Raw genomic sequence first — 8,857 nt, 5'->3', positions numbered from 1 at the left:
TTCAGAGTTGTGCTCTTCCGTTCTGCGGGCGGACCACCTCCCCGAACCGGCCCCGCCGGCCGACCCCGGCGGCGGGGCCCCGGCTTCACCGGCCCGGCCCGGCCCGCTCACGCCCCGCGCAGCAGCTCGCACAGGGCCCGGACGGCCCCGGCGAAGGCGTGCTCCGGCGGGGTGGCGTAGCCGATGACCAGGGCGGGCGGGGCTTCGGCGGTGGCCGGGGTGACGCGGTGCCGGGCGAGGCCGCCGAGGGAGAGACCGGCCTGCTGGGCACGGGCGACGAGTTCGGCTTCCGGGGTGGAACCGGGCGGCAGCTGGAGCACGGCGTGCAGGCCGGCCGCGATGCCGGTGACCCGGACGTGCGGGGCGTGTTCGGCGAGCGCCGAGACCAGGTGGTCGCGCCGGCGCCGGTAGTGCAGGCGGCAGCGCCGCACGTGGCGGTCGTAGGTGCCGGAGGTGATCAGTTCCGCCAGCGTCAGCTGGTCCAGCACCGGGGACATCGTGTCGGCCAGCGCCTTGAGCCGGGCGACCGGCTCGACCAGCGCGTCCGGCAGGGCCAGCCAGGCCAGCCGCAGGCCCGGTGCGAGGCTCTTGGCGGCCGTTCCGGCGTACACCACCCGCTCCGGGTCCAGCGCCTGCATGGCGCCGAGCGGCTGCCGGTCGTAGCGGAACTCGCCGTCGTAGTCGTCCTCGACGACGTACCGGTCGTGCTCCCGCGCCCACCGCACCGCCTCCGCCCGCCGGTCGGCGGAGAGCGCCGCGCCGGTGGGGTACTGGTGGGCCGGGGTGAGCAGGACGGCGCCCGCCCGGCTGTCGAGCCGGTCGACCAGGGCGCCGTCCGCGTCCAGCGGCACCGGGGCGGTGGCGAGCCCGGCGGCCCGGGCGACCGCGTGCTGCGGCGGCAGCCCGTACTCCTCGACGGCCAGAACGCGGGCGCCGCGTTCCCGCAGGGCGGCGCAGAGCAGGCCGAGGCCCTGGGTGACGCCGGTGCAGACGAGCAGGTGGTCGGGGTCGGTGCGGACGCCGCGGACCCGGGCCAGGTAGTGGGTGAGCGCCTGCCGCAGTTCGATCCGGCCGAGTGGGCTGCCGTAGTCGAGGGCCTCGTGCGGTGCGGTGGCGAGGGCGCGGCGGGCGGCGGCGAGCCAGGCGGTGCGGGGGAAGAGCGAGAGGTCGGGCCGTCCGGACATCAGGTCGTACCGGGCGGTCGGGCGCCTCGGCGACGGTCGGGGGGCCGGCCGCCGGCCCTGGGGTGGTTCCGGCGCGGCCCGTCGGGCGACGGTGGTTCCGGAGCCCTGCCGGGAGCTGAGCCAGCCTTCCGCGGTGAGCTGGCCGTACGCCTCGACCACGGTGTTGCGGGCGATCCCGAGGTCCTCGCCGAGCGCCCGGGAGGACGGCAGCCGGGTGCCGGGGGCGAGCCGCCCGTCCTGGACGGCCTCGCGCAGCGCGTCCTCCAGGGCGGCCCGCAGTCCGGCGCCGGCGGCCCGCCGCTCGGTGAGGTCCAGGTGCAGGTCGCCGCCGAAGGTGGTCCAGGAGGTGGTCCGGGAGGTGCTCACAACCCCCATTCTCGCGTGGCGGGGCGGCGGGATGCCGGACGTCGTCGGGGACGGCCTTGCCCGAGCGGTCGGCGATCCGGGTGGTGGTCATGGTGTCCTCCCGGTCGGTTAGCGTCCGTCACTGGACCGACGGATCCCGACGCGAGGATGTGACAGGGTGAGCGAGGAAATCCCCCCGGCCGAGTCGACCGAACCGGCCGAGCCGGCCGAACCGGCCAAGCCTGCCGAACCCGCCGAACTGGCCGAACTGGCCCGGCGTTTCGAGGCGGAGCGCCCCCAACTGCGGGCGGTGGCCTACCGGATGCTCGGGTCGATCGCCGAGGCCGAGGACGCCGTCCAGGAGGCCTGGCTGAAGCTGGGCCGCAGTGACGCGGGCGGGGTGCGCAACCTCGGGGCCTGGCTCACCACGGTCGTCGGCCGGGTCTGCCTGGACCAGTTGCGCTCCCGCGCCTCCCGCCGGGAGGACCCGATGCCCGAGCAGGAGGACCGGGTGCGGCTGCCGGACCCGGTGGTCAGCGGGCTGTCGGCGCTGGACCCGGTGCACGAGGTCCTGGTCGCGGACTCGGTCGGGATCGCGCTGATGGTGGTGCTGGAGACGCTCTCCCCGGCGGAGCGGGTGGCCTTCGTGCTGCACGACATGTTCGAGGTGCCCTTCGACGGGATCGCCGAGGTGCTGGGCCGCACCTCCGCCTCCACCCGGCAGCTGGCCAGCCGCGCCCGCCGCCGGGTCCAGGGCGCCACCCCGGCCGCGGACTCCGACAACGCCCGCAAGCGCACGGTGGTGGAGGCCTTCCTGAGCGCCGCCCGGGGCGGCGACTTCGGCGCCCTGCTGACCGTGCTCGACCCGGACGTGGTGGCCCGGTCGGACGGCGGCACGCTGGTCCCGAGCGCGCTGCGCCGCGGTGCGGCGGACGTCGCCTCGCAGGCGATCACGTTCGCCCGCTTCGCCGCCGAGGGCCGGATCGTCCTGGTCAACGGCTCGCCCGGGGTGGTGTCCTTCGCCGAGGGCCGTCCGCTGTCGGTCATGTCGTTCACCGTCCACGGGGGCCGCGTCACCGCGATGGACATCCTCACCGATCCCGTCCGCCTGGCCGCCCTGGGCCTCACGGCGTGACCGGTCGGGCCGCCCGGCCGGCTGCCGGGCGGCCCGGGCCGGGGATCAGGCCAGCCCGCCCGCGGCCCGGAGGTTCTGTCCGGTGAGCCAGCGCCCTTCGGGCCCGGCCAGGAAGGCGACGACGTCGGCGATGTCCTCGGGCCGGCCGAGGCGGCGCAGCGGGGTGAGGCCGGCCACGCGGTCGAGGGCCTCGGGCGGGTTGGTGCCGCGCAGCAGGTCGGTGTCGGTGGCGCCGGGCGAGACGGTGTTGACGGTGATCCCGCGCGGACCCAGTTCGACGGCGGCCACGGCGGTGAGCTGCTCGACGGCGCCCTTGCTGGCGGCGTACGCGGCGATGCCGGGGACGGGCCGGACGGTGTTCACCGTCGAGATGTTGACGATCCGTCCGCCGTCGCGCATCCGGCGGGCGGCGTAGCGGACGGTGGTGAAGGCGGCGCGGGTGTTGACCGTGAACACGGCGTCGAGGTCCGCGTCGGCCAGCTCGGCCAGCGGGGTCGGGGTGAAGGAGCCGGCGGCGTTGTTCACCAGGACGTCCAGCCCGCCGAGCCGCTCCTCGGCCTCGGCCATCAGCCGCTCGGCGGCACCGGCCTCGCCGAGGTCGGCCCGCAGCGCCCAGGCACGGCCGCCCTCGGCCTCCACGGCACGGACCACCTCGGCGGCGGCCCGCTCGTCGTGGGCGTAGCCGAGGACGACCTGCGCGCCGTCGCGGGCCAGCCGCCGGACGACGGCCCGCCCGATGCCCCGCGAGCCGCCCGTGACGACCGCCGCCTTCCCCGTGAGCGGGGCCGGCCCGCCCTGTTCCTCAACCACGTTTCCTCCACGTCCTGTTCGCCGTCGTTTCCCGGGCCACTGTCGCACGCGCGCGCTAGGGTGCCGCCCATGGCGACCTTCGTACTGGTGGCGGGCGCCTGACTCGGGGCGTGGGCGTGGGCGTGGGACGAGGTGGCGGCGCAACTGCGCGAGGCCGGGCACGGGCCGATGTTCTCCCGGCCGGCCGAGCTCGCGCAGGCCCCGGCCGGGGCGGTCCGGGCGGCTCAGAGCGACAGGTAGACCGCGCTGCCGACGCCGGCCAGGAAGCAGTAGAGCGCGAACGGCGTCAGGCTGCGGGTCTCGAAGTACCTGGTGAGGAAGCGCACCGAGACGTAGCCGGCCACGAAGGCGGCGAGGCTGCCCGCGAGGACCGGGCCGAGCACGCCGGAGTTCTCCGGCTTGAACAGCTCCGGCACCTTCAGCACCGAGGCGGCCAGGATGACCGGGGTGGCGAGCAGGAAGGAGAACCGGGCCGCGTCCTCGTGGTGCAGTCCGCGCAGGATGCCGGCGCTCATGGTGACGCCGGAGCGGCTGATGCCGGGGAACAGCGCGAGGATCTGCGCGGCGCCGATCCAGGCGCCCTGCCCGTAGCCGAGCCGGGTCAGCCGGTGGTCGGAGGCGATCGCCGGGTCCACGCCCGGCTCGTCGTCGGCGGCGGCGGTGATGCGTCCGGCTCGGCGGCGGCCGGTGCCGCCGCGCTTGAGCCGCTCGGCGCCGAGCAGCACGAGGCCGTTGAGGGCGAGGAAGACCGCAGCCGGGACGGGCTTGCCGAGCGCGTTGCGCAGGGCCTTCTCCAGCACCAGGCCGGCCACGCCGACCGGGATGGTGGAGAGGACGAGCAGCCAGGCGAGCCGCTCGTTGCGGGTCTGAACCCGGCGGTGCCGGATCGAGCCGAACAGCCCGTCGACCACCCGGACCCAGTCCTTGCGGAAGTAGACCACCAGCGCGAGCGCGGTGGCCAGGTGCAGGGCGACCAGGGCGGCGAGGTACGAGGAGCCCTCGGCGGTCATGTCGAGGTCGTGCTGGATCCTTCCGCCGACCAGGGCGGGCAGCAGGATGCTGTGGCCGAGGCTGGAGACCGGGAAGAGTTCCGTCACACCCTGGAGCAGGCCGACGCCTATCGCTTCCGGGTAGGTCAGGGTCGACATCGCGCACCTTCGCTCGGGGGTCGGTGGCCGCCCGGATCCGGGGCCGTCGCGAAGCTACTACGGGCATGTAGACGTTCGCCAACCCCGCCGTCGGAAGTTCACCGACCGTACGGCTGCGCGACACCGGGGCCGAAATGACCGATCAGCGCCGCCGCCACGGAGGCCAGGACGGTGGCGGACGGGACGGTCCGGTGCGCGGCGTCGCCGAACAGCACGAGGGCGGTCACCGCGGCCGGTGTGCCCGCCAGCGGCAGGGCGACGGTCAGCGCGGCGAGCAGGCGGCGGCGGGGGCGGGGCGCGGGGTCCGGGTGGGTCACGGCGGTCTCCTTCGGCTCGACCCGCGCCACGATGCCGCCTCCCGCAGCGTCAGGTGCAAGTCCTTTTCCGCCGCCGCCGACGTGGGGCCGGCTGCCGTCAGCCCGCCGTCAGGCCGCCACCACCCGCCGCCACCCCGGCCCGTCCGCGGCCACCGGCGCGGCCGCGAAGTCGTAGCGCAGCAGGTCCGGTCCGAGCGCGAGCAGTGAGATCGAGGAGGACCCCCAGATCCGTCCGTCGCCGAAGTCCCGCCGCTGGACCAGCGCGGCGTCCGCGTCCGGGGCGAGCCCGTCCCCGGCGACGATCGGCAGCCACCCGCCCCAGGCCGCCTCGGCCGGTCCGTCGGCGGTCGGCCCGGGCCGGGGCACGGCGGTGAAGCGGGACCGGAAGTGGGCGGCCCGCGCGGCCATCAGGGCGCGGATCCGCTCGGAGGCGGTCCGGCCGGCCGCCAGGCCCTCCAGCCCGTCGTTGAGCACCACGCTCAGGCCGGACGGCAGTTCGCGCTCCTCCAGCCGCCCGCCGGCCCAGCTGAACACCCGGGCGCCGTCGGCCCGGGCCAGGACGAGGTGGAACGGGTCGTACGGGGTGAGGTCGAGGTGGCCGATCCCGCCCTCCCGGAGGGCGGTGAGCGGCAGCCGGCCGCGGGTGCGCCGGGCGTCGGCGGGGGCGAGCGGGCCGAAGCCGTTCAGCAGGCAGGCGGCGGTGCGCCGGCCGGGGTCGAGGGCCAGCCAGGTGCCGCCGGCCGCGAGGTCCAGTCCGCCGAGCAGTTCCGGACGGTCCGGCCAGTGGTGGCCGGGCGGCAGCCAGGCGCGGCCCAGGTACTCGTCCCGGACGGACAGCAGCAGCACCGGGACGGCCGCTCCGGGCTCGATGCTGACGAACGCCGTGCACACGACCGTGCCCCCTGACCTCGACCTTCGGCGACCTCCTGCCGACGATCCCCTGCCAGCGATCCTCGCACGGTCGTTCGTACGCCGGAAGTGGCCGGGACGTGCCCGGGAAGTGGCCCAAGGAACGGGTGGCCGAACGCACCAGGACGCCAGGCCACCGCGCTCCTAGGCTGGCGGCCATGACGACGAACGAGACGACGGCCGCGACGACCGGCACGCACGGAGCCCCGGTGCCCGCCCCCGAGCAGCGCCTGCTGATGCACAAGCTCGCCCCCGCCTACTACCAGGCGATGATCGCCGTGGACCGGGCCTCCCGGGAGGGCCTCGACCCGGTGATCGCCGAGCTGGTCAAGGTGCACGCCTCGATGATCAACGGCTGCGCCTTCTGCATCGACATGCACTCCACCGACGCCCGCAAGCACGGTGAGCAGGACCACCGCCTGGTCTCCCTGCCGGCCTGGCGCGAGACCCCGTGGTTCACCGCCCGCGAGCGCGCCGCCCTGGCCCTCACCGAGTCGGTCACCCTGCTGACCCAGGGCCACGTGCCGGACGCCGTGTACGCGGAGGCCGCCGAGCGGTTCGACGAGACCGAGCTGGCCCAGCTGATCGCGCTGATCGCCACCATCAACGCCTGGAACCGGATCGGCGTGTCCACCCGCATGAGCCCGGCCGCCAAGTGAGTGCCGCGGACCCCGCCGTCCGGCGGGAGCGGGCCCGGCTGCTGCGCGAGCTGCACCGCCCGGGCGAGCCGCTGGTGCTGGCGAACGCCTGGGACGTGCCGAGCGCCCGGCTGGTGGCCGCCGCCGGGGCGCGGGCGGTGGCGACGGCCAGCGCGAGCGTGTCCTGGTCGCTGGGCAGCGCGGACGGCGGCGGCGCCGACCCCGAGCAGGTGCTGGCCCGGACCGCCCAGGTGGTCCGCGCGGTCGACCTGCCGGTCACCGCGGACCTGGAGGGCGGCTACGCGGACACCGCCGCCGGCGTCGGCGGGACGGTCGCCGCGCTGATCGCCACCGGCGCCGTCGGGGTGAACCTGGAGGACGAGGGCCGTCCCCCGGAGGAGGCCGCCGAGCGGATCGCGGCCGCCCGGGCCGCGGCGGACGCGGCCGGCGTGCCGCTCTTCGTCAACGCCCGCACCGATGTCTTCCTGCACGGGATCGGCGCCCCGGAGGGTCGGTTGGACGACGCGGTGCACCGGCTGCGGGCGTACGTCGCGGCGGGCGCGGACGGGGTGTTCGTCCCCGGGGTGGCCGACCCGGAGACCATCGCCGCCCTGGTCGCGGCCGTCCCGGCGCCGCTGAACGTGCTGGCCGGTCCCGGCTCCCCGGCGGTCGCCGAACTCGCGAAGCTCGGCGTGGCCCGGATCAGCCTGGGCCCGGGTCTGGCCGAGGTGGCGTACGCGGCGGTCCGCCGGGCCGCGCGGGAGGTGTACGGGAGCGGCACGTTCGGCGCGTTCGCCGAAGGGCTGAGCTACCCGGAGCTCAACCGGCTGTCCGCGGGCTGAGCGCCCCGCGGCCCGGGTGCCGCGCGTCGAGTGCCGTGGGCGGCCGACCGTTCGGGGGTCGGCCGGCCGCCCACGGGCCGGTCGCCGGGCGGGTGCGCCACCGGGCCGTCCGGTCACCCGGCCACCGACCACCCGGTCACCTGATCGCCGGATCAATCAGTTGAGGACGTGTCCGCTGAGCCCCGGGTGGTCCAGCTGGTTGGTCCCGATCGCCTCGATCTCGTTGGCCGGCTTGCCGACCAGCGGGAGCGTGCCCACGGTCCTCAGGGCGAGGTCGGCGGGAGAGACTTCGAGCCCGTCGGTGAGCCCGCCGGTGACGTCCGGCGAGGAGGCGGTCTGGGTGGCGGCGCAGGCCGCCGGGGCGGCGAGGGCGAGGCCCGCCATGGTGAGGGCGGCCAGGGTGGCGAGTTTCTTCATGCCCTGGCGAACGACCCGGACCGCCCTCAGGTCACCGGCCGGCTCGGACCGTCACCCACAGGGTGCGCACGCTGTTGCTGACGAACGAGGCGATCGGCTCGTTCGTCCGCCCCTGCGCCGGGGCCAGCCCGGGGAAGCGGGTGAACAGGTGCCGCAGCGCCGTCTCGGCCTCCAGCCGGGCGAGCCCGGAGCCGAGGCAGAAGTGCGGGCCGTGGCCGAGCGACAGGTGCTTGGCGGGCTGCCGGGTGAGGTCGAAGCGGTCCGCGTCCGGATGGTGCCCGGAGTCCCGTCCGGCCGCCGCGTACGAGGCCAGCAGCGCCTCGCCGCGCCGGATCACCACGTCGCCGACCGCGATGTCCTCGGTCGCGTAGCGCAGCGGGAACTGCCCGACCGGGGAGTCGTAGCGCAGGGTCTCCTCGACCACCGCCGACCACGGCTGTTCCCCGTCCAGGACGAGCCGCAGCTGGTCCGGGTGCGCGAGCAGGGCGCGGACGGCGTTGGTGATCAGGTTGAGCGTGGTCTCGTGCCCGGCGACCAGCATCAGCAGCAGGGTGCCGACCAGCTCGGCCTCGCTGAGCCGCTGCCGGTCGAGGGGGTGGCCGGCCTCGCGGACGGCGATCAGGTCGCTGGTCAGGTCGTTGCCGGGCTCGGCCCGCTTGGCCGCCACCACCGAGGCCAGCAGCGCGTTCAGGCCCCGCTGCGCGGCCAGGGCCGCCGCCGGGGTGGCCGAGCTGGAGACCATGGTGTCGGAGAGCTCGTGCAGTTCGTCCTGCTGCTCCAGCGCGAGGCCGAGCAGTTCGCCGATCACCTGCATCGGCAGCGGGTAGGCGAAGTGCCGCCGCAGGTCGAACGGGCCCTCCAGCTTCGCGACCTCGTCGAGCAGTGCGATCGTCCGGGCCTCGACGGCGGGGGCCAGGTCGGCGATCCGGCGCGGGGTGAAGGCCTGCGAGACCAGCCCGCGCAGCCGCCGGTGGTCCTCGCCGTCGGCGGTGACCATGCCGGGGACGGCGATGAAGTTGAGCAGCGGCCAGCCCTCCGGCAGCCGTCCCTCCCGGAAGGTGTTCCAGAGCCGGGCGTCCTTGCCGACCCGGGGGTCGGCCAGCAGCGACTGG

The 8,857-nt window shown here is 76.0% G+C and carries 10 protein-coding genes; 3 read left to right on the top strand and 7 right to left on the bottom strand.

Features of this window, described 5'->3' with window-relative positions; genetic code table 11:
* Window positions 1-107: 107 nt before the first annotated feature.
* Window positions 108-1,550 carry a PLP-dependent aminotransferase family protein gene (locus tag ACIQOV_RS14360; protein WP_401048509.1) on the bottom strand — a complete coding sequence of 481 codons (1,443 nt, stop codon included), beginning with the start codon at window positions 1,548-1,550 and terminating at the stop codon, window positions 108-110.
* Between the two features lie 238 nt (window positions 1,551-1,788).
* On the opposite strand from ACIQOV_RS14360, the gene ACIQOV_RS14355 reads away from it, so the two are divergent.
* Entirely contained in the window at window positions 1,789-2,664 is an 876-nt protein-coding gene (locus ACIQOV_RS14355) for a sigma-70 family RNA polymerase sigma factor (protein ID WP_401048510.1), read from the top strand.
* A 45-nt stretch (window positions 2,665-2,709) separates the two neighbouring features.
* Here ACIQOV_RS14355 and ACIQOV_RS14350 read toward each other — a convergent pair whose 3' ends face one another.
* The 4 genes from ACIQOV_RS14350 to ACIQOV_RS14335 all read right to left on the bottom strand — a co-directional run bounded on the left by ACIQOV_RS14350 (window position 2,710) and on the right by ACIQOV_RS14335 (window position 5,830).
* Window positions 2,710-3,474, bottom strand: a complete 765-nt coding sequence (locus tag ACIQOV_RS14350; protein WP_401048508.1) for a glucose 1-dehydrogenase — start codon at window positions 3,472-3,474, stop codon at window positions 2,710-2,712.
* A gap of 224 nt (window positions 3,475-3,698) precedes the next feature.
* The gene (locus ACIQOV_RS14345; protein ID WP_401048507.1) at window positions 3,699-4,622 is read right to left on the bottom strand and encodes an undecaprenyl-diphosphate phosphatase; all 924 of its coding nucleotides are present in this window, start codon (window positions 4,620-4,622) and stop codon (window positions 3,699-3,701) included.
* 98 nt (window positions 4,623-4,720) lie between these two features.
* The gene (locus tag ACIQOV_RS14340; protein ID WP_401048505.1) at window positions 4,721-4,939 is read right to left on the bottom strand and encodes a hypothetical protein; all 219 of its coding nucleotides are present in this window, start codon (window positions 4,937-4,939) and stop codon (window positions 4,721-4,723) included.
* 108 nt (window positions 4,940-5,047) lie between these two features.
* The gene (locus tag ACIQOV_RS14335) at window positions 5,048-5,830 is read right to left on the bottom strand and encodes an NRDE family protein (protein ID WP_401048504.1); all 783 of its coding nucleotides are present in this window, start codon (window positions 5,828-5,830) and stop codon (window positions 5,048-5,050) included.
* 176 nt (window positions 5,831-6,006) lie between these two features.
* Here ACIQOV_RS14335 and ACIQOV_RS14330 point away from each other — a divergent pair, with 176 nt between their 5' ends.
* Window positions 6,007-6,507, top strand: coding sequence for a carboxymuconolactone decarboxylase family protein (locus tag ACIQOV_RS14330; RefSeq protein ID WP_401048502.1), 501 nt, complete (start codon window positions 6,007-6,009; stop codon window positions 6,505-6,507).
* Complete coding sequence (locus ACIQOV_RS14325) at window positions 6,504-7,328, top strand: isocitrate lyase/phosphoenolpyruvate mutase family protein (protein WP_380547330.1); 825 nt, start codon at window positions 6,504-6,506, stop codon at window positions 7,326-7,328. Before ACIQOV_RS14330 ends, ACIQOV_RS14325 begins: the two co-directional genes overlap by 4 nt.
* Window positions 7,329-7,484: 156 nt before the next feature.
* Here the strand turns inward: ACIQOV_RS14325 and ACIQOV_RS14320 are convergent, their stop codons facing one another.
* Both ACIQOV_RS14320 and ACIQOV_RS14315 read right to left on the bottom strand, forming a co-directional pair.
* The gene (locus tag ACIQOV_RS14320) at window positions 7,485-7,745 is read right to left on the bottom strand and encodes a hypothetical protein (protein ID WP_380547332.1); all 261 of its coding nucleotides are present in this window, start codon (window positions 7,743-7,745) and stop codon (window positions 7,485-7,487) included.
* A 31-nt stretch (window positions 7,746-7,776) separates the two neighbouring features.
* On the bottom strand, window positions 7,777-8,857 hold a 1,081-nt coding region (locus ACIQOV_RS14315; protein WP_401048500.1), incomplete at its 5' end, for a cytochrome P450.

The organism is Kitasatospora sp. NPDC091257 (genome assembly GCF_044757675.1).
Classification (GTDB): Bacteria; Actinomycetota; Actinomycetes; order Streptomycetales; family Streptomycetaceae; genus Kitasatospora; species Kitasatospora lactacystinica.
This window is presented reverse-complemented; position numbering and strand designations above follow the sequence as displayed.

Coding starts and splice junctions, on each gene's coding strand:
- ACIQOV_RS14345 (WP_401048507.1), bottom strand. CDS start 4,622: ATGTCGACCCTGACCTACCCGGAAGCGATAGGCGTCGGCCTGCTCCAG.
- ACIQOV_RS14330 (WP_401048502.1), top strand. CDS start 6,007: ATGACGACGAACGAGACGACGGCCGCGACGACCGGCACGCACGGAGCC.
- ACIQOV_RS14320 (WP_380547332.1), bottom strand. CDS start 7,745: ATGAAGAAACTCGCCACCCTGGCCGCCCTCACCATGGCGGGCCTCGCC.